Origin of the sequence: Proteus sp. G2669, from assembly GCF_009915245.1 — a bacterium.
In the GTDB taxonomy this organism is placed as follows: domain Bacteria; phylum Pseudomonadota; class Gammaproteobacteria; order Enterobacterales; family Enterobacteriaceae; genus Proteus.
In genome coordinates this window covers 13,798-40,537 of sequence record NZ_JAABLX010000012.1, presented here as the reverse complement: position 1 = coordinate 40,537, position 26,740 = coordinate 13,798, and the positions used below count along the sequence as shown (strand labels likewise).

Annotated in this window: 23 protein-coding genes; 5 read left to right on the top strand and 18 right to left on the bottom strand. The window is 38.4% G+C overall.

The annotated features are described in order from the left end of the window. Window positions 1–34: 34 nt before the first annotated feature. The 5 genes from bcsD to GWI68_RS02350 form a co-directional block, all read right to left on the bottom strand. Window positions 35–505: a cellulose biosynthesis protein BcsD gene (gene bcsD, locus GWI68_RS02370; protein WP_036933477.1), complete on the bottom strand. Its 471-nt coding sequence runs from the start codon at window positions 503–505 to the stop codon at window positions 35–37. 15 nt (window positions 506–520) lie between these two features. Beyond that, window positions 521–4,219: a cellulose biosynthesis protein BcsC gene (locus GWI68_RS02365; RefSeq protein WP_166539257.1), complete on the bottom strand. Its 3,699-nt coding sequence runs from the start codon at window positions 4,217–4,219 to the stop codon at window positions 521–523. 11 nt (window positions 4,220–4,230) lie between these two features. Further along, complete coding sequence (gene bcsB / locus GWI68_RS02360) at window positions 4,231–6,582, bottom strand: cellulose biosynthesis cyclic di-GMP-binding regulatory protein BcsB (RefSeq protein ID WP_166539256.1); 2,352 nt, start codon at window positions 6,580–6,582, stop codon at window positions 4,231–4,233. Between the two features lie 2 nt (window positions 6,583–6,584). After that, window positions 6,585–8,705: a UDP-forming cellulose synthase catalytic subunit gene (gene bcsA, locus GWI68_RS02355; protein WP_166539255.1), complete on the bottom strand. Its 2,121-nt coding sequence runs from the start codon at window positions 8,703–8,705 to the stop codon at window positions 6,585–6,587. Window positions 8,706–8,876: 171 nt separating this feature from the next. Next, the gene (locus tag GWI68_RS02350; RefSeq protein WP_109410096.1) at window positions 8,877–9,275 is read right to left on the bottom strand and encodes a hypothetical protein; all 399 of its coding nucleotides are present in this window, start codon (window positions 9,273–9,275) and stop codon (window positions 8,877–8,879) included. A 1,363-nt stretch (window positions 9,276–10,638) separates the two neighbouring features. Between GWI68_RS02350 and GWI68_RS02345 the strand changes: the two genes are divergently transcribed. The 3 genes from GWI68_RS02345 to GWI68_RS02335 all read left to right on the top strand — a co-directional run bounded on the left by GWI68_RS02345 (window position 10,639) and on the right by GWI68_RS02335 (window position 12,931). Continuing rightward, window positions 10,639–11,190, top strand: coding sequence for an NADAR family protein (locus GWI68_RS02345; RefSeq protein WP_166539254.1), 552 nt, complete (start codon window positions 10,639–10,641; stop codon window positions 11,188–11,190). Window positions 11,191–11,347: 157 nt separating this feature from the next. Beyond that, window positions 11,348–12,259, top strand: a complete 912-nt coding sequence (nagK, locus tag GWI68_RS02340; protein ID WP_166539253.1) for an N-acetylglucosamine kinase — start codon at window positions 11,348–11,350, stop codon at window positions 12,257–12,259. Window positions 12,260–12,346: 87 nt separating this feature from the next. Then, window positions 12,347–12,931, top strand: coding sequence for a rhomboid family intramembrane serine protease (locus GWI68_RS02335; RefSeq protein ID WP_109410099.1), 585 nt, complete (start codon window positions 12,347–12,349; stop codon window positions 12,929–12,931). A gap of 19 nt (window positions 12,932–12,950) precedes the next feature. Here GWI68_RS02335 and satP read toward each other — a convergent pair whose 3' ends face one another. Then, entirely contained in the window at window positions 12,951–13,514 is a 564-nt protein-coding gene (gene satP, locus GWI68_RS02330; protein ID WP_109410100.1) for an acetate uptake transporter, read from the bottom strand. Window positions 13,515–13,875: 361 nt separating this feature from the next. Between satP and GWI68_RS02325 the strand changes: the two genes are divergently transcribed. Together GWI68_RS02325 and GWI68_RS02320 are read left to right on the top strand one after the other, a co-directional pair. Then, window positions 13,876–14,250 (top strand): YgiW/YdeI family stress tolerance OB fold protein, encoded by a 375-nt coding sequence (locus tag GWI68_RS02325; protein WP_166539252.1) that lies wholly within the window; start codon window positions 13,876–13,878, stop codon window positions 14,248–14,250. A gap of 498 nt (window positions 14,251–14,748) precedes the next feature. After that, window positions 14,749–15,198, top strand: a complete 450-nt coding sequence (locus GWI68_RS02320) for a DUF411 domain-containing protein (RefSeq protein ID WP_166539251.1) — start codon at window positions 14,749–14,751, stop codon at window positions 15,196–15,198. Between the two features lie 129 nt (window positions 15,199–15,327). Here the strand turns inward: GWI68_RS02320 and GWI68_RS02315 are convergent, their stop codons facing one another. The 12 genes from GWI68_RS02315 to atpI all read right to left on the bottom strand — a co-directional run bounded on the left by GWI68_RS02315 (window position 15,328) and on the right by atpI (window position 26,421). Further along, a complete protein-coding gene (locus GWI68_RS02315; RefSeq protein WP_166539250.1) occupies window positions 15,328–15,657 on the bottom strand; it encodes a hypothetical protein in 330 nt (109 codons plus the stop codon). A 322-nt stretch (window positions 15,658–15,979) separates the two neighbouring features. Continuing rightward, the gene (gene glmS, locus GWI68_RS02310; RefSeq protein ID WP_166539249.1) at window positions 15,980–17,806 is read right to left on the bottom strand and encodes a glutamine--fructose-6-phosphate transaminase (isomerizing); all 1,827 of its coding nucleotides are present in this window, start codon (window positions 17,804–17,806) and stop codon (window positions 15,980–15,982) included. A 159-nt stretch (window positions 17,807–17,965) separates the two neighbouring features. Further along, the gene (gene glmU / locus GWI68_RS02305; protein WP_109410107.1) at window positions 17,966–19,339 is read right to left on the bottom strand and encodes a bifunctional UDP-N-acetylglucosamine diphosphorylase/glucosamine-1-phosphate N-acetyltransferase GlmU; all 1,374 of its coding nucleotides are present in this window, start codon (window positions 19,337–19,339) and stop codon (window positions 17,966–17,968) included. A 152-nt stretch (window positions 19,340–19,491) separates the two neighbouring features. Continuing rightward, complete coding sequence (locus GWI68_RS02300) at window positions 19,492–19,908, bottom strand: F0F1 ATP synthase subunit epsilon (protein WP_006534340.1); 417 nt, start codon at window positions 19,906–19,908, stop codon at window positions 19,492–19,494. A gap of 21 nt (window positions 19,909–19,929) precedes the next feature. Then, entirely contained in the window at window positions 19,930–21,312 is a 1,383-nt protein-coding gene (atpD, locus tag GWI68_RS02295; RefSeq protein ID WP_023583323.1) for a F0F1 ATP synthase subunit beta, read from the bottom strand. 34 nt (window positions 21,313–21,346) lie between these two features. Beyond that, on the bottom strand, window positions 21,347–22,210 hold the full coding sequence (atpG, locus tag GWI68_RS02290; RefSeq protein WP_036933511.1) for a F0F1 ATP synthase subunit gamma: 864 nt from the start codon (window positions 22,208–22,210) through the stop codon (window positions 21,347–21,349). A gap of 58 nt (window positions 22,211–22,268) precedes the next feature. Continuing rightward, on the bottom strand, window positions 22,269–23,810 hold the full coding sequence (atpA, locus tag GWI68_RS02285; RefSeq protein ID WP_109410108.1) for a F0F1 ATP synthase subunit alpha: 1,542 nt from the start codon (window positions 23,808–23,810) through the stop codon (window positions 22,269–22,271). A gap of 14 nt (window positions 23,811–23,824) precedes the next feature. Then, complete coding sequence (gene atpH / locus GWI68_RS02280; protein WP_072071086.1) at window positions 23,825–24,358, bottom strand: F0F1 ATP synthase subunit delta; 534 nt, start codon at window positions 24,356–24,358, stop codon at window positions 23,825–23,827. Between the two features lie 12 nt (window positions 24,359–24,370). Then, window positions 24,371–24,841: a F0F1 ATP synthase subunit B gene (gene atpF / locus GWI68_RS02275; RefSeq protein ID WP_072071087.1), complete on the bottom strand. Its 471-nt coding sequence runs from the start codon at window positions 24,839–24,841 to the stop codon at window positions 24,371–24,373. 61 nt (window positions 24,842–24,902) lie between these two features. Next, window positions 24,903–25,142 (bottom strand): F0F1 ATP synthase subunit C, encoded by a 240-nt coding sequence (gene atpE, locus GWI68_RS02270; protein WP_004246596.1) that lies wholly within the window; start codon window positions 25,140–25,142, stop codon window positions 24,903–24,905. Between the two features lie 45 nt (window positions 25,143–25,187). Next, on the bottom strand, window positions 25,188–26,012 hold the full coding sequence (gene atpB / locus GWI68_RS02265; protein ID WP_072071088.1) for a F0F1 ATP synthase subunit A: 825 nt from the start codon (window positions 26,010–26,012) through the stop codon (window positions 25,188–25,190). A 31-nt stretch (window positions 26,013–26,043) separates the two neighbouring features. Continuing rightward, entirely contained in the window at window positions 26,044–26,421 is a 378-nt protein-coding gene (gene atpI, locus GWI68_RS02260) for a F0F1 ATP synthase subunit I (RefSeq protein WP_109410109.1), read from the bottom strand. Window positions 26,422–26,740 lie beyond the last annotated feature (319 nt).

Genomic DNA, 26,740 nt, shown 5'->3' with positions numbered 1-26,740 from the left:
ACCTCCGATGCTCATCAATAAAGCATATATATTATTATTCAGCTGATGAATTATGTGCATAGCGAAAAATAAAGACATCTTTAGCATCAGTAGGTTGACGATGCACTTGCATTTTTGCATTGCCACCTTGATGGGTTAACCAACCCTCATATAACCCCTCTAATACGCCAGCACTTGCAACACGCCACTGAACATCATCTTGGCTTTGCGTAAAATGAGGCCATGCACAGTGCACTAATAAAAGCTCACTCATTGCAGGAGATATGGTGACAAAACCCCATTTGAATAACGTTAATACGCGATTGATATGTGATTCAAGTAATTGAATATTTTCACTTTCTGGCAAAGGATAGCGTAAGGCAATATCTTTACCAATATTTCTTAATTTACTTTCGGCGGTAGAAATATCATTGTCATTTAATACTTGAAAAAATAATAATTGAGTTAGATCTTGCCAGCCGCTTTCAAAAGGTAATTGTAAGATATCACTGTCATGCTTATTCATTATTTGTTTCCTTAATTATTTAGACAGAAAGTCTGGAGTATATTTTAGGTGTAACCACATATTATCTTCAGCATAATCACCGGATGTATCATGCGATAAGCTGACACCTAACTCGGTTTCTTTGTTTAAATAATATTTCGCGTCTAAACCTAATCTGTAAGTAATATTTGTTTCGTCTTTTTCTTCATAACGAGATTTAATACGAGGATCGCTCGCGTTATGTTTATTTAAGGCGTCCTGCATATAACTATGTGTTGGAAAATAATCACTGCCTTTTTGTTTGTAACTTTGTATACCTATCGCACCATTTAAGGACACTTCACCTTTTTCAAAACGGCGGGTATAAGCAACAGGTAATGAAACAGAAACATAATCTTGTGGACTAAAGTAACCGCCATGCCCTAATGAGAAGTTATTTTGGTTATTTCTAAAGTTCATATAATCAACATGCACACCAGCTTTCACCTCTTGCTGGTCATCTTTATAGAACTTAGCGTAAGATCCCATCCATGCTTTCACTTCATCATTACTCGCAACACTTTTACCTTCATAGTTATAAAAACCACCCCCGACATAAGCGCCAACTTTGCCATCATCCCAAGCATATTGAGCTTTGGCACCATTACGTGTTACACGGCCCCAGCTTTCACCCGTCGTAGGATCAGTGCGTCCCATATAAGAAAGTAGACTATCTTTGATAGCTCTGCGCTCTGCAGTCAGTGTTAATTGCCCATTTTGGCCAATTTTAGGTGAATATGTGAGACCACCAACAACCGTTGCCGTATCTTTACCTAATGGTGTTGAGCCAACATCAAAGCTGACATTCTTGTCAGATAAACGTAGTCCTAATTCAACACCAGAAGCACGTTGGCTACCGGCTTCATCGGCATTAATTTTGTTTTTCTCATCATGGTTATCGCTATTTTTAGCAAAACGTTCAGCATGTTGAAGCTGACCTGTACCAAAACGATTTGCTCTCTCACCAGAAACTGAGCCACTCGTCATAGAAACTGGAGTTACATTAAATTCCCAGCGGAACTCCTCTCCAGGAACACTTGAAATACTGATTGGTGCAGAAATTTCAGTGACATTAGATAATCCTTTATCACCATTACGATGACGTACAACAACACCGCCTTGTACCCACGGTGAAACTTTTTCTTCTAACTCACGGATAGAACGTTGAACAGAAGCCATCTCTTTACGTTCATAGATAGAACCTGCTATGGCTGTATTATCGCTCTCTAATGCGCGTAATTGGCCCGCAGAGGTATTCAATGCACTATCATTGCTTTGCCATTGTGCACTGCGTAACAAGGTTAAAGCTTTACGGTTTTCACCGTTTAATTGTGCTATTTGCGCTGCTTGTAATAAATAAGCAGGTTGTGAAGAAGATGGAATTTGTTGCAATAACTGCTGTGCTTTTCGGCCATCTTGTTGCGCTAATGCAACTTCTATTTGAGCTTGGATTAATTTAGTATCTTTTCCTTGCTCTTTTTCCAAATAAGAGAGAATTTTATTCGACTGTTCAGGCATAGATTGCGCTAAATAAACACGACTTAATGCCATTAATAAATCAGGATCGTTAGGGGATGATTTTAAAGCAACAACGAGTGTGTCATAAGCCGCTTTAATTTCACCTTTTTCTCGTAAGCTATCAGCTTGCGCAACTTTAGTGGCAACTTCTAAACGTTTTTTCTCAACAATCGGTGTTTCTTGTTGTAAAGCGGGATCATTAATCAAGCTAGATGCCTGTGTATAATGACCTAACTCATTGAGAACGTTGATGTGACCTGCGTAGTTTCCTACCGAGCCTTTAGTGCCTTTAGCAATATCATTTTCAACTAACTGCAACGCTTCATCGTTTAATCCACTGCTTACTAATCGTTCAGCTAATTCACCTACATCATTTGGATAATCAGCAACTTGATTAATTAAAGGACGCAAGGTATTACGTACAGCAACAAGATTGCCAGCTTGGCGATAATGCTCTGCTTGCGCAAGTTGACGATGAAAACGAGCACGCTGTAATAACTCTTTTTCAGCTTCTGTCTGTTGATTATGACTACTTAACAAGTTAAAAACTTTATCCCACTCTTTTTGCTCAACATAAAATAGAGAAGCGACGTAGTCTGTATCTCTTGTTTTACGATTTTGCAATTGTGAAATAATATTTTTTGCACCAACACTATCGCCATCAGCAGCCATTAAACGAGCTAAATCAAGATAAACCCAGTTATTTTGTGGATTTTTACGTTGTGCTTGTGTCAGTAATTGTCTTGCTTGAACACGATTACCATTTTCTAGCGCTTTTTGTGCTTCACGACGTAATGTCTCTGAAGGATCTGTATTTGCAGTAAGTTTTTGACGTAAAGAGGCTGATTGTTGAGCCAGTAATTGCTCTGCTTTCGTATTTTGCCCTTCCTGAACCAATAAATAGTAGTAAGCTGAAATGACTTTTTCATTACGACTATTTTGTTGATAAAGACTGGCTAATAATTGGTGAGCCGCGGGTAAATTACCTTGTTTACGTAATAAATCAGCTTGTAGCAAATTAGCGGATAATCCTTTCTCACCTGAAGCGCCCGTTAAAGGTGCTAACTTATCAAGTGCCTGTTGAATATTTCCTTGTTTAGCACGTTGTTGCGCATCACGTAATTGTGCATAGAAACCAGCATCTTCAGCTTGTTGTTTCCATTTACTGCCCTGCTCGCCACCTGATTGTGCGGCTTGATTTAATAAGCGCTGACCTGTTGCTAAATCACCTGAACGTAATGCGGTATAACCTAACCCTGCTAATGCTTGTGCATCATTATTATCCGCTGCTAATGCTTGTTTAAAATAACCTTCAGCTTCTTTTAATTTGCCTTTATTTAAAGCTGTATAACCTGCTTGACGAGCATTACCTTGAATAGCGCCTTGGAAATGTTCAGCAACGGCTTTATCATTCGGATTTGCTTGTAAATAGGTTTTATATAACACCTCATCATCAGGGCGAACATTCAACCATAGTAGTGCTTGGCGAAGGCCTTTTTTTGCTGACTCATCACCTGAAATATTACCTAAAATTGTTATCCCTTCACGACGAGTTTCTTCATTATAAGTTAGCGTCAGCCCTAACGCTCTTTGTGTTTCTTTATTATCAGGCATTAATGCTGCTCGTTGTTTTAGCCCTGAAATGGCTTGTGGCAACATAGCCGGCACACCTGCCATTGTCTGATAATATTCTAATGCCAGTGTTTCTGGTGGCTCACTGCTAACAAATAAACGTTGATACGCTTTTATCGCTTCTTCATGTTGCCCTTTCTTTGCCAATTCCCTGGCATAACCTAATTGTTGATCACTAAATTGTGATGATCGGATGTTCTTTAATCCTTCAATACGTGGATCTTGCGGTGCGACTTGTGCAAGTTTTTCGCGCCAATAGGTCGCTTGCTTTTCATTCCCTTGCTGTGCTGTAAAGAACGCCATTAAATATAAAGCGTCTTGGTTATTACTTTCCATAATCAACACTTTTTGCAGTGCTTCTACTGCACGCGCATCATGCGCTCTACCATGCCAATAATTAGCTTGTTCAATAAGAGAGCTTACAATATTTGGATCAGTAGCTGTTGTATTTACATCATTCGCTGTGGCTTGTACTTGGCTTGAAGCGCCTAAAATACAACCTGCATAAATAACTTTAACGATGATGTTAAGTGCGTGGTTTTTCATCCCATATACTCCTATTTACCTGAACGATGCTGTGATATCTGATGTAAACGACGAGTTGAACGACGTTGTAACCAGTAATAAGTCACTAAGCCCGTCAACGCACAAAAACCAACAGCTAAAAGACCAAGCAAATACACATGCCTAGAGCTATACCAAAGAAATTGTTGTAATAAAGGTAAGTCACCTTGAGAGAAGTGTTCTCCTAAATGGAAACTTCTTACCGTGTCTTTACCACTAATCAGAGTGATGTCGCCTTTTATGGCTGCATTTATTTCAGCTAAATTTAAATCGTTGATAATGGTCTTTATTGAATCATTACCTTTAGCAGTCACTAATACGACAACCCTATCGCTCGCCCAAGGTGAGATAAAACTCACCATGCCACGCCAGTTGTTTACGGAAGAGAGATAATTAGCGGCATCACCACTTTGAGATAAATAATCACCAGCAATCCAGCCTTTCGCTTTATCAAGCAACGACTGTGATTTGATCTCGATATTTTTATTTAAAAAAGAGAATGCCTGTTGTGAAAAACGTGCTGGTAAAAAATCGTCACTGTTTAATGAGCCAATGGCTAATATATCTTGTTGAGAAAGGTTATTTTTCTCTAGCGCTTTAGCCCCTAAGAAAACAGAAGCATGAGAAACTGGTGTACCCGTGGAATAGCCTGATCTCGCCATTAAATTGACTAAGGTATAAAGCTCTTCTGTTGTCGGATTTTCAGGTAATAACAGTGTGGTTTGTGAAAAATCAGCACGACGACTAAATGGGAATGAAGCCCCTGAAAAATACGCCAAGTTCGGCATTCTTGAATAGTGCCAAGTATTTTTAAATTGCAGCGTTGATTGCGGATCAATTCGGCTAATCAAGCTACTGCCATCCGTTAAAATACAAGGAGAATCATCAGGCTCACGTAAATCAAAATAAAACTGCAATTGATTTTGGCTATAAATTTGACGAGGGTTTAAATAGAGAGTGCTGTTTTGCTGTTCACTCTCCATACCTAGCCATTGTCTTAACATACCTAAAGGTTCTGAACGTGCTGGATATAACGCACCTAAGAATTGATTATTCAAAGAAGCAATCAATGAAGAACGACGGCTATTGAGCTTATCTGAATGAGGAAAAACATATTTCAATTCTAAAGGTAACGCATCACCATCCCACCAAAAAAGATCGGGTGATACACGAAATGAAAACTGATTCGGCGCATGATTAATACCTTGACGCGAGAAATCATCGCCACCATTAGCAATTTGACCCAATGTGACCGGTTTATTGGTATTTAACCAACGTGGTGCATCGTAATCTTTTCGTACAGCCAATGTTTGAGAAGGTACAACTAAGTGATCGTTTTGTGGCAGTTTACCGTTATTTAGCGCCCATACTGCTTGGCGTAATGATTTCTCATTATCACCACTGATCAGTAATAATTTGAAAACAGGATCAACGGGGTTATCAACAATAGTTAATTGCCCACTATTTCCTGAAGGTAGAGTAATACCAGCAATAGTTTGTCCGGAGTAACCAACTAAAATACCGTCACTTTCAGGTAATTGGTTCATTAGAACGGGTAAATCAACTTGCTTAATATCATGACTAAAACTACCAAACCATGATGCCGCAATCGCTGCTGTTGTTACCTCTGCATGGTCAGGTTTATCTGACAATATGATAGGTAACGAGGTCGCTGTCATTCTGTCGGGATCAAAGAACGGTAGGGGCAATCGTTCCAGACTGTACCCGCCATTAATCCAGCGACCTCGATAATCTAATGATGAATCAGGTGAAATAACGAAGCTAAGTCCTTCAGCTAATGGTGGTGTACATTGATTTTCATCTAATGCATCACGACTTGCTAAACGGAAACTCAGATTATTCACATTCGTCAACATCATTTCAGGGATTTCTAAAACATACTCATGCTCTTGCCCACCTTCTTCTAAAGGTAGAAATCCCATAGGTTGACCATTTAACATTAAATGAAGTGTTTGATCCGATTGAACTAATCCTTGAGATGCTTTCACTTTCATTGTTAGTGTGGCGTTATCGATAAATAAATCATTCGCCATATTAAAAGTCACACCAGAAAGTAATCGTCTTCCTGATAATACGATAGGCGATGGGTTTCCCATCTGTGCCAACGTTAATTGCTCTTCGATATTACGAGCTTCTGATAATGCCACATCTCCCATTCTGATAGGGTTATTGGCATTTTGTTGCACTGGTGATTGAGTATAAGAAGTCGGGTCAGGCAAAAATTCACCACCGAGTTCTAACATACCTGTCGCAGCTTGAGATAAATTAATACTCGCAATCGCTATAGCAGTCAGGCTTAGCATTAATGTCAGTTTCTTTTTCATGCTTAGTCATCCCCGTTAATAGATTGCACAGAGAGTGAAGTTTTAGCTTTGGTTCTTGTTGCTACTGGTTTTACTTTTTGACGACGACCAAAGAACAATTCAAAAATACAACGCGTAATTCCTGCCAATTCTTTAAAAGGTTTATCTTTGTAATCTGTTTGATGTATCCATGCATCTGCACGACCAAAGATAATGCGCACCAATTTACGGCGAACATTTAAACTGATAGGTAAAAATTCAAGGCGTAATTGATTGTTTTCTAAACTAACCATTTCAGCAGGAACTGAAACCTCATCACGCTGAACATTTAACGTGATTGATGTGACATTGCGTTGGCGTAATTCCGTCATTTTATTCACTGCGATACGAACACCACCCATTGAAATATCTTCAGTGGTAGTACTTAATTCCGCACCATCATCAAAATGCAATGTAATAGGAAGAGAGGCTTTAATTCGAGTATGTTTACGAATTTGGCGTGTCTCTTTACCAACAGCAATCGATGCAAGAATAATAAATAAGCTGTAAGTTGCCCAAGTCAGGTTTAAAACAATAACTAGAGGATCAATACCTTGGAAATCGTTTAATAAATAACGAATAACGACCCATGAAATACCCGTGATTAAAAGAAGAGCAGTAATAATCAAAGGGCGTACAGTGAGGTAATCCATATAGCTTTTATCTAATAAATCACCTTTATCTGTTACGTTGAATTTACCTAATTTTGGTGAAACTAAGCTGAGTAGCGTAGGTAAAACCAAGCCAAAAGCCATCACAGTTTCATAAATTTCACCCCAGAAAGAATAACGATATTTACCGATATTTTTTGAGTTTACATAAACCGACATGATTAAGTGTGGCAATGCATAGGCGAATATCATGCTGGCAGATGAAGCAATAATATTGAGGTTAAATAACATAAACAGTAACGGCGCAGTCAAAAAGATAATACGAGGCAAACCGTACTGAAAATGGAGCATGGCATTGAGATAACATAGGCGCTGAGGAAATGTTAAACCACGGCCTAACATTGGATTATCAACGCGGAATATTTGTGTCATTCCTCTCGCCCAACGAATACGTTGGTTAACATGTAATGCTAAACGTTCTGTGGCAAGGCCTGCTGCTAAAGGAATATCAATAAATGCAGAGTTCCAACCTAGACGCTGTAATTTCAGTGCTGTGTGGGCATCTTCTGTTACTGTTTCAACGGCGATACCACCGATTTCTTCAAGCGCACTACGACGCATAACCGCACATGAGCCACAGAAAAATGTCGCATTCCAGTTGTCATTACCACGCTGTACAGGGCCATAGAAAAGTGCGCCTTCATGTGGTGCATCTTTAGCGGCACTTAAATTACGTTCAAAGGGATCTGAAGAATAGAAATAGTGAGGTGTTTGAATAAGCGCTAATTTAGGATCTTCAAGGAAGCTACCGACTGTTGCTTGCAAGAAAATACGAGTTGAAATATGGTCACAATCGAAAACGCAAATTAGTTCACCATCTGTTAATCCCATCGCGTGGTTTAAGTTACCTGCTTTGGCATGATCATGAACTTCACGTTCAATATAAGTTACACCCACATCACCAGCGAATTGTTTAAACTCTTCACGACTACCATCATCAAGGATATACACTTTCATTTTATCTTGAGGGTAATCGATAGCCTGTGCGGCTAAAACTGTATCACGTACCACATCTAAACTTTCGTTATATGTTGGTATATAAATATCAACAGTTGGCCATTGAGAAACATCTTTAGGCAAAGGGGCTATTTTTCTATTTAATGGCCATGATGTTTGGAAATATCCTAAGACCAAAATAATCCAAGAATAAATCTCAGCCATAAATAAGCCACTACCTAAAACAGCTTCGATAGTTGTATTAAAATTAAGGGTATTTGTCGCACGCCAGTAAAGATAACGTGTTGACATCAACAACGATATAAAAACCATTGTTAACAATCGTTTTTTTGATTTTTTAAAGCCGATAACAAATAACAACAATATATTGATAATACCGAATATATATTGTTGCTCGGCGCTCATTGGCATAACAATGAGTGAAAACATTGTTATCAATAAGAAAGCCGTAATTAATATTTTAAATATTTTATTCATAAACCCATACCTTTGTCATCGCCATAGATCTTTTCTTAAGACAAAGGTTGCCCGTCGATATGAATAGATATCGAAAAGAAATAAACCTAGCTTAAAAAATAAAATAACAATGGCTAAAGATTGACACCAGTCAATATTATTTATTTATACAAAGAGTGTTACTTATTTGAATTAAACAGAGGCAATAAATGACAATATATCTTTTAGTGATATATTTTCATGTGCATGAACTCTATCTGTTTCATTGCTATCAAATATTTTATTATCTGCTAACAAATTTTTCTTACTCTTAATTAAATTGTCTTTCTTTGCTTTAACAACTAAAGCATCCTGGTGATAAGAAGGAGTTGGCGAAACAGTAATAGGTTGTTTTAGTTCGTTTTTCACGGTGAGTGAAGTTTCTGAAAACGTATTATTACTTAAATTACTAATTTTATTATTATCTTCACTACTTATAATTATTGGTTCTATTTTATTATCAACATCTTGCGTTACAGAAGAAGGAAACTCTTGAAAAGCAAAAGCATCCTCCTGGAACTTATCTTTTAAGTTACTTATATCATCATACATAGTGTGGCCCCTTTAATAACAGCACATTAAATCTTGTTCAATAATTTGATGCTCATACAAAATAAGAGTGTGTGATCCTTAGAGATAAATTCAAAACAAATTTAAATATATCTTTATAAATCCACATTTAAACTCTTATTAAACTATCAATTAATGAACATCAACTATGTAGGGTAAATTAATCTTATAAATACTGATTTTTTTAATTTCAAATAAACACCATCTGATTAAGAGCAATGATTATTTAAATTAAATTGTATAATTATTTTAATCAAAAAGACAACATCAAAAAAAGCGTAAAAATTTAAGCGATACTCATTTTCACTTCATAAATTTGGGTATTTTTACTTAATTTCACATTCATTGTTATCATCGAAAATAGCGTCTTTTTTACCCCAAAAAACACAATTAAAAACCGGATAATAACTACTATTAACTAATAACAATTTGTATAAATTTTATAAAAATAAAATTCTAAAATAATCATTAATTAATATTATTTCCTCTAAAAACTAAAGAACCTTTCAAGATCAAATTAAAAAAATCCTCATATTTTAATTAAATTCATTCTCTAAAAAAGAGCAGAAAAAATGTTAAATATTATTAATTCATATTGATCATCATCAAAAATGATTTATTTTTTACACTCAAAAGGTGAATTTATTGCTTTTTATCATATTAAGATGAGCAGTTTTTATTGAAAAAAAATTAAATACATCAGAGTTGATTAAGTTTTAGAAAAAACACCCTAATAAAATAGACAAAAATAGATTATCTAACTATGAGTAGTATCACTATTTGTTTATGGTAAATACCACTAAGAATAACCTGTATTTTAGGATAATTAACTTAAGTTATATTTTATACTTAAAACAGTATTGTTAATTTAGCTTAACAACCTAACAAGCGTGACCTAGTTCAAATTATAAATGTAACGATGAAAAAACACGATGCAACAAACGTAACTATTTGAATTTTATTCAAAAATAATAAAATAATAGTTATATATACCAATAATTAGTAAAAATACCCATAATTATATTTTTTTATATTAAAAATACTTAATCAACTACATCTTTATACTAATAAGATATTGTCATTTTGAGATAATCCTTTTATGTAACTATATAAAATAAAATACTTTTTAGATGGTTTTTTTAAGAACAATCCTACGGGTTTAAGTTCTATTTTTTTTATGATTTGATAGAAACTAATCAAAATAAGACGTGTAATTATATCAATATGAACAAATAGCGGAATCGCTTCACCTACTCACAGAATCACAAAAAGGCACTCTATCCTTCTTTACTTCTATGCTATCTTTATTAGATAAACAAAAAGCCTTCGTGATAATGGAAAGAAAATGGATTTAGAACAATTAAAGAAAGATTTCCGTACAGGTAAGAAAATAAAATTTGTTTACTTTTGGGGACACAAAAGTAAAACAGATGAAGTCACAAAAAGCTGCTTTAGCCAATGGTATCCAGCCCCCTTTATCTTAGATGATGTTCGTTACATCAGTGCTGAACACTATATGATGGCAGAGAAAGCAAAGCTTTTTAATGATATAGAAATACGAGAGCGTATTATAGCAACATCAAATCCTGGTACAGCTAAAGCACTTGGTCGAGAAGTAAAAGGATTTAACCAAGAAATTTGGGAGCAGCAACGTATGGATATCGTTATTCGAGCCAATATCGCCAAATTTTCTCAAAATAATGCATTGGGTACTTTTTTAATTTCCACAGGCAATCGTGTGCTTGTGGAAGCAAGCCCCGTTGATAAGATATGGGGAGTAGGTTTAAGTGAACAAGACAAAGAGATCAATAATCCCCTTTTATGGAATGGATTAAATTTATTAGGCTTTGCTCTAATGAAAGTACGTAGTGTTTTAATGGAAGGCAGTCATCAATAGGTAAAAAAAACTCAACTGTCACCAATCACTGTTCCTTTTTACCTAGTGTATATAAACAGTAGAGATAACTTAAATATTGACTGAAATAGAAATGGCACGGTATCAACAATCTTGTTGTTACTATAAATAATATTTACAGAATAATTAAGAGACTGATATGTATTATGGTTTTGATATGGGCGGCACAAAAATTGAGCTTGCCGTTTTTGATAAAGATCTGACTCAAGTGTGGCAAAAACGTGTTCCTACACCTAAAAATGACTATCAGTCATTATTGAATGTTTTTAAGGAGCTAACTTTAGAAGCTGACAACGAATTAGGATGTAAAGGAAAGATCGGCGTAGGTGTGCCAGGTATTGTAAATGCAAAAGAAGGAACCGTGTTTACCACCAATGTTCCAGCTGCCAAATACAAGCCTATGGTTCATGATCTCGCACATATACTCAACAGGCCCGTTAAAGTTGAAAATGATGCCAACTGTTTTGCCTTATCAGAAGCTTGGGATCCTGAGTTTCGCCATCATCCTTCTGTACTTGGCCTTATTTTAGGTACAGGTGTCGGTGGTGGTTTTGTTGTTGATGGCAAAGTGCTTTCTGGAAAAAATGGCATTGCTGGTGAAATTGGCCATATGAATTTAAATGTAGATGCAGATAATGTCATAGGCGATACCATGCCAAAAATTATCTGTGGTTGTGGTAAAAAAGCGTGTTTTGAAACTTATTTATCAGGCCGAGGCTTTGAACGTATGTATAAAGCTTTCAATCATACGCCACAAAGAGCTGTTGATATCGTTGAGCAATATTATGCTGGGGATAAGAAAACAGAAGAACATGTTGATCGTTATATGAAAGTACTTGCGATTTACCTTAGTAATATTCTTACTGTACTTGACCCACATTTAATTGTTATTGGTGGTGGATTATCACAATTTAATGCATTGTATGACCAATTGCCTGAATATCTCTCACACTGTGTCTATGGAAATGCGCAAATTCCAGCAATAGAAAAAGCGCGTCACGGTGATGCAGGTGGCGCCCGTGGAGCTGCTTGCCTTAATTTATTAGACTGATAAACAAAAAAGAGCCTTTCTTCTTTTATTAAAGGCTCTTCTATCAAAACGGTTTTATCTACGTCACTCTGTATTAAGGCTATCGTTATGGATAAGATTTGGTTTAAAAAAAGATTAACCTTTCTTGGTGGATTAACGATCACATTAATCCTACTTCAATTAATTGGCTCTTTATTGCCTATTTCACTTCTTCAATGGGGAATTATTCCAAGAACAGGAGAAGGATTAATTGGCATCTTTATCGCCCCTTTTGTACATGGTTCTTGGTCTCACCTTTTTAGTAATCTACTTCCTCTTCTTATTCTTAGCTTTTTATCCATGACGCAATCTTTACGAGAATATGTTTTATCAAGCTTATTCATTATTATCGTAAGTGGTTTGTTGGTTTGGATTTTTGGACGAAGTGCTATTCATGTTGGTGCAAGTGGCTGGATCTTTGGATTATGGTCTTTATTGATTGCTCACGCTTTTACTCGACGGAAAATTATCGATATTGTCATTGCCCTTTTTGTTTTATTTTATTATGGATCAATGGCCTATGGGTTAATTCCAGGTCAATTAGGTGTATCGACTGAATCACATATTGCAGGTGTGGTTGCTGGGTTACTTTATGCATGGTGTGCAAGAAAATTAGTACGACGAAAAAGCCAAGTAGTAGAAGTGGCTAAATAGCCACTTCTCTATAAAACAGTTATTTGTGACCAATTGGCAGTATTGTTCTGCCATACATCTCATTTAATACTTCAGCCATTGCTAGATAAAAAGCACTGGCGCCACAAATAATACCTTCAAAGCCGGCAATTTTTAAAATCAGTGCATTACCAGTGATATTTCCAATCGCCAGTAGGGCAAATAAAATTGTCAGGCTTAAAAAAACAAACTGTAATGCTCTATTGGCTTTTAATGTGCCAATAAACATGAAAAAGGTAAATATTCCCCATAATGCTAAAAAGACACCTAAAAAGAGAGGGGTTGTTGGCTCACTTAAGCCCATCACGGGTAATAACCAAATTCCTACCAATGTTATCCAAAAGAAACCATAAGAGGTAAATGCGGTTGCGCCAAAAGTATTGCCTTTTTTGAACTCAAAAATACCAGCAATAACTTGTGCGATCCCACCATAAAAAATTCCCATACTCATAATGACTGAGACAACAGGGAAAAAACCGGCATTATGTATGTTCAACAAAATCGTTGTCATACCAAAACCCATTAAACCTAATGGACCCGGATTGGCAATGCGTTCGTTAGTCATAAAACCTAAAACCTCTAAAAATAATAGGGGAAAATTAAAAAAAATTTGAAGGCGCTGGATAATAAGAGGTAATAGATCTAAAAACAATGATCCCGAAGGGTATATTTTTGAATAACCGCTAGCACCGATCCCAAGGGGAAATAACCAGTGGATTTAACTTAGAGAAAAGAAGTATTTAGTGATAGATGCTTATATCAATAAAAAACACAAAGAAAAATAAAGAACTACAATTTAAGGGGTAATATCAATCAGTTGATATATTAATACTAAAATTTACCTTAACATGCGGTTTTATACATGAAAATGAAATAAAATCTAATTCATTAATTAGTTGAATTATTAACCTATAAGTGAGCTTGTTATGAAAAAAATTCTAGTATTATTAATTGGTAGTACGTTAGCGTTTGCATCTCAAGCAAATACAACACACCAAGGTGGTTTTCAAGGTTCAATTCAAGCACCAACAGAACAAGGTGGATTTAAAGGCCCTTCTATTAGTGAAACTACGGTTGCTAAAGCAAAAGATCTTTCTGATGACACATGGGTTATCTTAACGGGTAAAATTACCAAAAAAATTGGCGATGAGCTGTATGTTTTTGAAGATAGCACCGGCGGTATCAATGTAGATATTGATAATAAAAGATGGCGCGGACAAACAGTCACACCTGAGAATACTGTCAGAATTGAAGGTAAGGTTGATAAAGAGTGGACAAGTACTGAGATCGATGTAAAATAAATTACAATTATTAAATAATTAATATCAAATAATTTGCATCTAAAGCCAACCAATATACCTTACAAAAAAGCCAATTAATTGAATAAGTTGGCTTTTTTTATTTTCATTTTTTATTTTTTAAATTCAATCAATAAAATTGTACACCTTATACAAATTTATCCGCTTTAACCTCAAGTTAAGCTTAGGTTTATACTCACTATCAGTTAAAGCACAATCACTCTTCGCAAGAGGTGATTTAACTAATGAGATACCCTCATAATCATTTACATCCTAACTCTATGTTTACCCTACTTTCTCCATTTTTAGCCTGCTATGCAGGCTTTTTTCTTTTTATATCAACAAATCATTAAGAAAAGAATAAACAGAGTATTATTTATATCTTTGTTTTCTATAAATATTTTTTTACAAAATTCTACGTGTTTATACCTTTATTAAATTGACCTTCCCGTAGGGGGAAAGATTATTGTCTCTCTATCAATTTAATGAAAGGAATAAACAATGAAAAATTTATTACTGACTTCTATCATTGCAATCTCAGCTTTTACAAGTACAGCTTATGCTTCTAATCATAATGTTGTTGAGGTTTATAAAACAGAGAGTTGTGGATGCTGTACTTTATGGGCTGATGGTGTAAAAGAAGCTGGCTTTAACGTTAAAGTGAATATCGTTTCAGAAACTCAATTAATGGAAAAATATCAACAAGCAGGCGTGCCAAATAATTTATTAAGTTGCCACTTGGCAACTTACCAAGGTAAGGACTTAGTTGGACATATCCCGGTTGATAGCTTAAAAAATATCGACTTAGTGGATAAATCGAAATCGGGCATTGCTGTTGGGGGAATGCCTGCGGGAAGTTTAGGTATGTATGCTGGTGATTATAAAGAGCCTTACCAAGTTATTGCTTTTGATAAGTCAGGTAATCAATCTCTATTTAAGTCTTACAACTAGGTTTTTCTTACTTATTTTTCTTAATTAGTTTTGTTCTTACTGTAGTGTTGTTTTAATAGCGATATATCTCTCCGATAGTGCTATTTTCCTCTGCCTGTTATCGATTTGCGGGCAGAGTTTTATCGCTTATCAAGATGCTTCTCGTTGCTTTATTTCATCTGTTATTTTTGTTGTTGTTTTTAAGGCTTCTTGAAAGATCTTGTCTGTCCGTTTTCTATTCCATTTACTTGTTTTTAGTAATTCCCAGTAATCTTGTTGAACAAGTGCATTTTGCCCCATTAACCATAATTCAAATTGAAGGGATTGGTGATTTAATACAATACCCAAACGTAATTTTCGCTCACGTAAAAAATCATCAAAAAAAGGAAAATAAGTAAAATCTAAATACCCAGGGGAAATATTACCTATCGAAAATGTATCTGGTAGATAGCGAGAAAAATAAGCCTTTAAATACATCATATAACACATAAGGTAATGATAGGCTTTTTGTATATCACCCTGTTCTATCTGTATTTTATACAAAGCGAGGACATGACTAGCTTCTTCTTGTTGAAGCGATATTTAAACTTGAAAGGGACATGCTCAATATTGATGTATTCTCTTCTTCATTCGCCATAGTGTTACTCCTTTATCACAACAATATAAAGATAATCCTAGGCAACCTATGCCATTGCTTCAATCATGATATAGAGAGTAAATGTGCTTTATTTTTTTATTTACCCATAAAAAAACCAGCCTGCTTTTTACAGCATGACTGGTTCTTTTAGAATAAAGCTAATCTTTATTCAACTGTAACTGATTTTGCTAAGTTACGAGGTTGGTCTACGTCTGTGCCTTTAATTAAAGCAACATGATAAGACAACAACTGTAATGGTACGGTATAGAAAATCGGTGCGATAAGCTCTTCAACGTGAGGCAGAGAAATTAACTTCATCGTTTCGTTTTCTTCAAAGCCTGCATCTTGATCAGCAAACACATACAGTAAACCACCACGTGCGCGAACTTCTTCGATATTAGATTTTAATTTTTCTAATAATTCATTATTTGGCGCAATAATGATAACCGGCATATCCGCATCAATTAATGCTAATGGACCATGTTTTAACTCACCAGCAGCATAAGCTTCAGCATGAATATAAGAGATCTCTTTTAGCTTTAAGGCACCTTCTACCGCAATCGGGTATTGGTCACCACGACCTAAGAATAAAGCATGACTTTTTTCTGAGAAATCTTCAGCTAAGGCTTCAATCACTTTATCTTTCGATAACATGCTTTCAATACGGCTTGGTAATGCATGTAATGCTGTTGAAACTTCGTGTTCTAATGTTGCAACACCTTTAATGCGTCCCATATATGCCACCAGCATTAATAGAACTGTTAACTGTGTTGTGAACGCTTTAGTTGATGCAACACCAATTTCAGCACCTGCTTTAGTCATTAAAACAAATTCAGATTCACGCACTAAAGAAGATCCAGCCACGTTACAAATCGCCAGTGATGATAAATATCCTAACTCTTTAGATAAACGTAGCGCCGCTAACGTATCTGCGGTTTCACCTGATTGGGATAATGTGATCAATAAGCTATTACGGCGAGTTGCTGGTTTACGGTAGCGATATTCAGATGCAATTTCGACATCACAAGGAATGCCCGCTAACGATTCAAACCAATAACGAGAAACCATACCTGCGTTATAAGAAGTCCCACAAGCTACTATTTGAATGTGTTCAACTTCAGATAAGATCTCTTCAGCTTTAGGGCCTAATTCACTGAGATCAATCGAATCTGATTTTAAACGACCTTCAAGGGTGTTTTTAATCGCCAGAGGCTGTTCGTAGATCTCTTTTTGCATGTAGTGGCGATAAACACCTTTATCACCCGCATCGTATTGAACGTTAGATTCAATCGTATCACGATTAACTTCTTCACCATTTACATCAAAAATATGGACATGACGGCGTGTAATTTCAACAATATCCCCTTCTTCAAGGTAGATAAAGCGACGAGTCACTGGCAATAATGCTAATTGGTCAGAAGCAAGGAAGTTTTCTCCCACACCAAGACCAACCACCAGCGGACTACCAGAACGTGCGGCAACTAATAATTCTGGTGTGCGACTATCCATAATTACAGTACCGTAAGCACCACGTAATTGAGGAATAACGCGCTGTACAACTTCACGTAATGTGCCGCCTTGACGCTGTTCCCAGTTTGCCAAGTGAGCAATCACTTCGGTATCTGTTTGAGAAGCAAACTGATACCCTTTTTTAATTAATTCTGCTTTCAGGTCTTGGTAGTTTTCGATAATACCATTGTGTACCACGGCAATAGTGCCAGATACATGAGGATGTGCATTATCTTCACAAGGTTCACCATGTGTTGCCCAACGTGTATGAGCAATACCTGTGCCACCAATGACTTGTGTTTTTTCTGCTTCATCAGCCAACATTTGTACTTTGCCAGCTTCACGCAAACGTGTCATTTTGCAGTCATTATCAACAACGGCTAACCCCGCAGAATCATAACCGCGGTATTCTAGACGACGTAAGCCTTCAATTAAGATTTCAGCGATATCGCGTTGTGCAACTGCACCTACTATTCCACACATTGTGTTATTCCTAAAACTGTGCGTTTATTCGCACTTGGATGTCTTATACCTGATTGGTCTTTTCCCCAAGCCATTGTAGAAAGCGGAGATATTTTTTGTTTTTAGAATAATAGAGTACAAGAAAAGGGCGCTAATTAAATATACGCCCTTCTCTTAAAATTATTGTTTTTTCTTCACTGGACGTTTCCATCCACTGATATGAGTTTGCTTAACTCGACTGATCACTAATTCGTTTTCATTTACGTTTTTAGTGAGTGTTGTTCCTGCACCAATGGTTGCACCATTAGCAACAGTAACTGGCGCCACTAATTGAGTATCTGAACCAATAAAGACATCATCACCAATAATGGTTTTGAATTTATTCGCCCCATCATAGTTACAAGTGATAGTACCTGCGCCGATATTAACGTTAGCTCCCACTTCTGTATCGCCTAAGTAAGTCAAATGGCCTGCTTTAGAGCCAATACCTAAGCTGGCTTTTTTCATCTCAACAAAGTTACCCACGTGAGCTTTATCAGCTAATTCACTACCTGGGCGAAGACGTGCAAATGGGCCAACTGTACACTCTTGTGCTAAGTTTGCATCCTCGATCACCGTATATGGGCTAATAATAGAATTATCACCAATCACACAGTTTTTTAGAACACAACCTGTACCAATTTCAACGTTATTTCCCAACGTCACATTACCTTCAATGATAACGTTGGTATCAATCACCACATCTTTACCATGAGTTAATGTTCCACGTAAATCAAAGCGCGCAGGATCAAGCAACATAACACCTTCTAATAATAAGCGCTCTGCTTGTTCTGTTTGGTAAATACGCTCTAATGCAGCCAGTTGTAGACGGTTATTTACGCCTTCCATTTCACTATGGCGACGAGGATGAGCCGTTTCAATTTTACGACCTTCTTTATGCGCTAACGCGATAATATCAGTAATGTAATACTCTTTTTGTGCATTGTTATTATCGAGCTTACCTAACCAACGTTTTAAATCACCACCATTAGCCACTAAAATGCCAGTGTTGATTTCATTAATTTTGAGTTGTTCTTCAGAAGCATCTTTTTGTTCGATGATGCCAGTTACTTCACCATTTTCACGAACAATACGACCATAGCCAGTTGGATTATCTAAAATAACCGTTAATAAACCAATACCGCCTTCTGGTTTAACTTCAATTAAACGTTCTAATGTTTCTTTGGTTATAAGAGGAACATCACCATAAAGCATCAGGATATCTTCATCATCAGCAAAGAAAGGCGCGGCTTGCTGCATTGCGTGACCCGTTCCTAGTTGCTCTGCTTGTAGTACCCAATTAACAGGTTGTGAACCTAATTTTTCTTTCATTAGCTCACCACCATGTCCATAGACAAGGTGTGTTTGTTGAGCACCTAATGACTTAGCAGTATCAATCACATGTTGAACCATGGATTTACCCGCAAGTTTATGAAGAACTTTAGGTAACTGTGAATACATGCGGGTGCCTTTTCCCGCAGCAAGAATAACAACGCTTTTAGCTGAATTAGACATAATTAACCCGATAACTCCCGTAAAGAATGGCAAGTAAACCTGTTTATGCTAAATAATACTACATATTTCGTCACACAAAATATTTCATGACGCAAAAAAGCCAGTTAGCTAAGAACCAACTGGCTTTTTTATTCATAGACTGCCTATTTACATCAACGTCGAGTCAGTTCGATTACACGTAGTTTTGCAATCGCTTTGGCTAATTCTGCTGATGCTTGAGCATAATCAACATCACCATGAGAGGATTGAATGTGTTCTTCAGCTTTACGCTTAGATTCCAACGCTTTCGCTTCATCCAAATCACGACCACGGATAGCTGTATCTGCCAGTACAATGACGCCAGTCGGCTGAACTTCGAGAATACCACCTGAAAGGTAGATAACCTCTTCTTCGCCCGATGTTTTTACGACACGTACCATGCCCGGTTTTATGGCAGTTAATAACGGGGTATGCTGCGGATAAATACCGAGCTCACCTTCGCTACCAGTTACCTGAATTCGTTTGACTTCGCCGTCATATAACTGCTTTTCAGCGCTGACAACTTTCAGGTGGAACGATGTATCGGCCATATCAACCTCCCGTCAGCCGTATTAAAGCTTCTTAGCTTTTTCTACTGCTTCTTCGATAGTACCAACCATATAGAACGCCTGCTCTGGCAGGTGGTCATAATCACCGTTCAGAATACCTTTAAAGCCACGGATAGTGTCTTTCAGGGAAACGAACTTACCTGGTGATCCGGTAAATACTTCAGCAACGAAGAATGGCTGTGACAGGAAGCGCTGGATCTTACGCGCACGCGCAACAACCAGTTTATCTTCTTCTGACAGTTCATCCATACCTAAGATAGCGATGATGTCTTTCAGTTCCTGATAACGTTGCAGGATAGACTGAACACCACGAGCGACATCATAGTGCTCTTGGCCAACTACCAGTGGGTCTAACTGACGACTGGTAGAATCCAGTGGGTCAACCGCAGGGTAGATACCTAATGAAGCAATTTGACGGCTCAGTACAACTGTTGCATCTAAGTGAGCAAACGTTGTTGCTGGTGATGGGTCAGTTAAGTCATCCGCAGGTACGTATACAGCTTGTACAGAGGTGATTGAACCTGTTTTGGTTGAAGTGATACGTTCTTGCAGAACACCCATCTCTTCAGCCAATGTTGGCTGGTAACCTACCGCTGATGGCATACGACCTAACAGTGCTGATACTTCTGTACCGGCTAAGGTGTAACGATAGATGTTATCGACGAATAACAGTACGTCACGGCCTTCATCACGGAATTTTTCAGCCATAGTCAGACCAGTCAGTGCTACACGTAGACGGTTTCCTGGTGGCTCATTCATCTGACCATAAACTAACGATACTTTGTCAAGAACGTTAGAATCTGTCATTTCATGATAGAAGTCGTTACCCTCACGAGTACGCTCACCAACACCGGCAAATACAGAGTAACCTGAGTGCTCGATCGCGATATTACGGATCAATTCCATCATGTTAACTGTTTTACCAACACCCGCACCACCAAACAGACCTACTTTACCACCTTTAGCAAACGGACAGATTAAGTCCATTACTTTGATACCGGTTTCAAGCAGTTCTTGTGAGTTTGATAACTCTTCGTAGGTTGGTGCTTCACGGTGAATTGACCAACGTTCTTCAGTTGCAATATCACCTTTCATATCAATAGGTGTACCCAGAACGTTCATGATACGTCCTAGTGTTGCTTTACCTACTGGTACTTCAATTGGGTGGCCTAAGTTTTCAACTTTTAAGCCACGGCTTAAACCGTCTGATGTACCCATTGCGATACAACGAACGATACCACCGCCTAACTGTTGCTGAACTTCCAGCACCAGTTTTTCTTTACCATTCATAACCTCAAGAGCGTCGTATACTTTAGGGACGCTATCCTGAGGGAATTCGGCGTCCACTACGGCGCCGATTACCTGGACAATCTTTCCAGTAGCCATCTTGAATCCTCTACGTAATTCGTAAACCTAGCTGTTATACCGCGGCTGCACCAGACACAATTTCTGTAAGTTCCTGAGTAATGCTTGCTTGGCGTGCTTTGTTGTACACCAATTGCAGCTCTTTAATCAGGTTACCACCGTTATCTGTAGCGGCTTTCATCGCGACCATTCGGGCGGCCTGCTCACTCGCTAAGTTCTCTACGACGCTCTGGTAAACCTGCGATTCGATATAACGACGCAGTAAAGTATCCAGTAACGCCTTAGGATCAGGTTCGTACAGATAATCCCAAGATTTTTCTTTCAGCTCTTCATCATCACCTGGTGGTAATGGTAAAACCTGAAGAATTTTAGGCTCTTGAGCCATGGTATTGATGAACTTATTTGCCACCACATACAGTTTATCTAAACGACCTTCGTCATAAGCCTGCAACATGATATTGACTGGACCGATAAGGTCTGACAGTTTTGGATCATCGCCCATGCCGGTTACCTGACCAACAACATTTCCGCCCACAGAGCCGAAGAATGAAGCTGCTTTAGAACCCACTAGAGCTAAATCTACCTGTACACCTTTTTCAGACCACTCTTTCATGTCTGCCAGCAGTTTTTTGAACAAGTTAATGTTCAAACCACCACACAAACCACGGTCGGTCGAAACAACCAGGTACCCGACACGTTTAACTTCACGCTCTTCGAGGTATGGATGTTTGTATTCCAGATTCCCTAACGCAAGGTGACCAATCACACTGCGCATGGTTTCTGCATAAGGACGGCTGGCTGCCATGCGTTCCTGCGTTTTACGCATTTTCGACGCGGCGACCATCTCCATCGCTTTAGTGATCTTCTGTGTGTTTTGCACACTGGCGATCTTCGAACGTATCTCTTTTGCGCCGGCCATTTCTGCTTCTCCTCATGAACCAGACGGCCTAATGTTTAACTATTAGGCCGAATAGTTATTACCAGGACTGAGTCGCTTTGAAGTTTTCTAGCACGCCTTTCAGCTTCGCTTCGATTTCTTCGTTATAAGTACCGGTCTGGTTGATTTCTTTCAATAAATCAGCATGTTCACGAGAGGCATAAGCTAATAAAGCCGCTTCAAATGGCACAACTTTTGAAATTTCAACATCTTCCAGATAACCACGTTCTGCGGCATACAGTGCTAAAGACTGTTGTGCAACAGACATTGGTTCGTACTGTTTCTGTTTCAGCAATTCAGTCACTTTCTGACCGTGGTTCAATTGTTTACGGGTAGCATCATCCAGATCTGAAGCGAACTGTGAGAATGCTGCCAGCTCACGATACTGCGCAAGTGCAGTACGAATACCACCAGAAAGTTTCTTCATGATCTTAGTCTGAGCTGCACCACCTACACGAGATACGGAGATCCCTGGGTTAACAGCTGGACGGATACCTGCGTTAAACAGGTTAGATTCTAAGAAGATCTGACCATCGGTAATAGAGATTACGTTCGTAGGAACGAATGCAGAAACGTCCCCTGCTTGCGTTTCGATAATTGGCAACGCAGTCAGAGAGCCGGTTTTACCTTTAACTTCACCATTAGTGAATGCTTCTACGTACTCAGCATTAACGCGAGCAGCACGCTCAAGTAAACGGGAGTGCAAGTAGAAAACGTCACCAGGATATGCTTCACGTCCAGGTGGACGACGAAGTAATAGTGAAATTTGACGGTATGCGACAGCCTGTTTAGACAGGTCATCATAAATAATCAGGGCATCTTCACCACGGTCACGGAAGTATTCACCCATTGCGCAACCTGAATAAGGAGCGAGGTATTGCAGTGCTGCTGATTCTGATGCAGAAGCAACAACAACAATGGTGTTTTCTAACGCGCCATGTTCTTCTAATTTACGAACAACGTTCGAAATAGTAGAGGCTTTCTGACCGATAGCGACATAAATACATTTAATGCCAGAGTCGCGTTGATTGATAATCGCATCGACAGCCAGAGCAGTTTTACCTGTTTGACGGTCACCGATGATCAATTCACGCTGACCACGACCGATTGGGATCATGGCATCGACTGATTTGTAACCTGTTTGTACAGGCTGATCAACAGATTGACGGTCGATAACACCAGGAGCAATCATCTCAACAGGTGAGAATCCATCATGCTCTACGGCACCTTTACCATCAATCGGCTCACCCAGTGTGTTTACCACACGGCCAAGCAGACCACGCCCAACAGGTACTTCCAGAATACGACCTGTACATTTAACTTTCATGCCTTCTGCTAAGTCAGCATAAGGCCCCATCACAACCGCACCAACAGAGTCGCGCTCTAAGTTCAGTGCGATAGCGAAACGGTTACCCGGCAGTGCGATCATCTCACCCTGCATAACTTCGGCTAAACCGTGGATACGAATGATACCGTCACTGACGGAAACAATCGTACCTTCATTGTGAGCTTCACTCACTACATTGAACTGAGCAATGCGCTGCTTGATCAGTTCGCTGATTTCAGTGGAATTCAGTTGCATATGCTCCAGTCCCCTTAAGACTGCAAGACGTCAGTTAATCGCTCTAAACGGCCACGAATACTGCCATCGATGACGAGGTCACCGGCGCGTATAATCATGCCTGCGATAACAGACTTATCAATTTTGCAATTCAGCTTCACTTTGCGTGATAGACGATTTTCCATCGCTGCAGAAATGTTAGCTAGCTGCTGTTTAGTTAGCTCAATGGCAGAAGTTACTTCAACGTCAACCGTTGACTCTAGTACTGCGCGCAATTGAATAAATTGGCTCAATACTTCAGGCAACGTTGATAAACGGCCATTCTCAGCCATAACACGAATTAAATTCTGAGCATGTTCATCTAATTGATCGCCACAAAGGTCAGCGAAGATGTTAGCCAGTTTTTCTGATGCTAAAGAACCAGAAAGTAATTCGGTTACCTGCTCATTGCGTGCTACTTCAGCGGTGAACGCCAGCATAACCTGCCATTTATCGACAGCCTGGTTTTCCACAGCAAAGTCAAAAGCTGCTTTGGCGTAGGGGCGAGCTACAGTTGCTATTTCAGACATGCCCCTCCCTCCTTACAGTTCAGCGACCAGTTTATCAACGATGTCGCTATTAGCAGCTTCATCCACGGAACGTTCAATAATTTTCTCGGCACCTGCGATAGCCAGCATTGCGACTTGTTTACGAAGTTCTTCACGAGCACGTTTACGCTCTGCATCCAGTTCGGATTGAGCTTGTGCAACGATCTTACTACGTTCTTGCTCTGCTTCTGCTTTAGCTTCTTCAATCATTTGAGTGCGTTGTTTATTCGCTGATTCAATGATTGCTTGTGCTTCTGCTTTTGCTTTCGCTAGCTGATCGCCTGCATCGGCTTTCGCTAAATCTAAGTCCTTTTTAGCACGTTCTGCAGATGATAAACCGTCAGCAATTTCTTTTTGACGTTTTTCAATGGCCGCCATAATTGGTGGCCATACGAATTTCATGCAGAACAAAACAAACAGGACAAATGCGACGGCCTGGCCGAGGATTGTTGCATTTAAATTCACAGCACAATACCTCTTTTTTGGTTATAAACTAACTTGATGCTTTTACTGCTCATTACCATCATTAGGCAACAGCAAACATCACGTAAAGGCCCAGACCCACAGCAATCATTGGGATGGCGTCAACCAGACCCATAACGATAAAGAACTGTGTACGCAGAAGAGGGATCAGATCAGGCTGACGAGCAGCACCTTCTAAAAATTTGCCTCCGAGGATTCCGATACCGATTGCAGCACCGATTGCAGCTAAACCCATCATAATAGCGGCAGCCATGTACAGCAGATCCATACTCAGGTTTTCCATGACAGTCTCCAGTTTGTTTCAGTTATTTCTTCAAAGAGTTAATAATTAATGTTCTTCAGATGCCATCGACAGATAAACAATCGTTAGAACCATGAAAATAAAGGCTTGTAACGTAATAATCAGTATGTGGAATATCGCCCAAGGAAGGCTTAATAACCACTGTGACCACCACGGTAACAGACCAGCAATAAGAATAAAGATCAGTTCACCTGCATACATGTTACCAAACAGTCGAAGACCGAGTGAAACAGGTTTTGATAGCAGGCTTACCCCTTCCAAGATTAAGTTGACAGGAATAAAAATTGGGTGATTAAAAGGCTGTAAAGTCAGCTCTTTAGTAAACCCTTTTATGCCTTTCATCTTAATGCTATAGAAAAGGATCAGGATAAATACACCAATTGCCATCGAAAGAGTAATACTCACGTCCGCAGTCGGAACGATGCGTAACGCTGGTAACCCTAAGATGTGTTCACCGATATAAGGGATGAAGTCGATTGGTAATAAATCCAGGGCATTCATTAACAGCACCCAAACGAACACAGTCAATGCCAAAGGTGCAATGACCTTGCTCTTTCCGTGATACATATCACGAACGCTGCTATCAACGAAACCGATGATCATTTCTACTGCAGTCTGGAATTTTCCCGGTACGCCACTGGTTGCTCTTACTGCTACTTTTCTAAACAGCCATAGGAATAATGCTCCCATTAATACTGAAAAGAAAAGTGAGTCAATATTTAACACCCAGAATGATGGCGCATTTTCAGCATGGGGATTGACCAACTCGAAAGTACGTAGGTCCAACTGAAGGTTATTCAGGTGGTGACCTATGTAGTCTCTAGTGGTTAATGCTTCTCCTGATGCAGACATGATGCCAATTACCCTTTTGTTGTTAAAAACGCTAACCGTTAATGACGGCTGGTGCAACGACCTGCATAACAAGCACCGCTAAGTAGGTCATGACCAGTGGTGCAAATGCCGCTTTAAACACTCCTAAAGCAACAATCAGCAAGGCTATTGATAATATAACCTTCAACCCTTCACTGAAAGCAAAAAGCCAGTTTATGCGAACTGGAGCTTCTTCTTCATTGACTTTTTGTAAGCGCATTAACAAAAGAAAAGCAATATTGGGTAACCAACATGCCATTCCGCCTAAAAAAGCTGAAAAACTCCAGTCTGTACTCTTTAAGTAGAAACTCGCACTGAGAATAACAAAAGTCATAAACTGCAAAAATAACAGTTTCAGTGCAACTTTCCCGTTGTAGAGGGAGACAGACATGACGTTTGTATTCTCCAGACTAGCTATCGTAAAAGGTATTACTGAATGATGTATCAAACTGTCTTTGCTATAAAGTGTCAAGTGACAAAAACGAGCAAATTATACGGGGCGTGGCAATGAATTCAATCAATAAGTAGCGAAAAAGTGAAGATTAATTTAAATTTCTTACCAAGGTTCCATTTATGAAAAATGATTAAGGACAAAAAGAGTAAAAATAATAGAGCCGAATAAAATAAATAGCGTGATATACATCACAAATATAAAAGTATAAATAAAGCTTATTTCATAAAATATATAACTAAGTTAACAATTAACTTCC